The organism is Cognatazoarcus halotolerans (assembly GCF_009800965.1).
Classification (GTDB): domain Bacteria; phylum Pseudomonadota; class Gammaproteobacteria; order Burkholderiales; family Rhodocyclaceae; genus Cognatazoarcus; species Cognatazoarcus halotolerans.
This window is the reverse complement of sequence record NZ_WUAF01000082.1, coordinates 1-305: the sequence shown is the minus strand read 5'-3', so window position 1 is coordinate 305 and position 305 is coordinate 1. Positions and strand designations below refer to the sequence as shown.

The following is a 305-nucleotide window of genomic DNA, read 5'->3' as shown; positions in this document are numbered from 1 at the left end:
CGCCCCCAGCGTCACCGAGCCACTGCCCGTGAGCGCAATGCTCGGCGCGACGTTATTCACCGTCACCGCATGGGTCTGCGTGGTCACGCCGCCGTCGCCATCGTTCGCCGTAACCGTGATGGTGCGCGCGGTGGCGTTCACCGGGCCGTCCTCGTCGTCGGCAAAGACGTGCTCGACGCTGCCGCCCAGGGCCGCCAGTTCGGCGGCGCTGAGCGTCTGCAGCGCGGAGCCGTCGCCCCAGTCGATGGTGTAGCTGAGTGGATCGGCCGCCCCGGCCACGTCGCTGCCGGCGATGGCCAGCGCGA

The 305-nt window shown here is 71.8% G+C and carries 1 protein-coding gene; it reads right to left on the bottom strand.

All coding sequences use genetic code 11. The annotated features are described in order from the left end of the window. Window positions 1–305 (bottom strand): hypothetical protein (locus GQB03_RS22760; protein ID WP_159694070.1); only part of this gene is annotated, 305 nt, incomplete at both ends.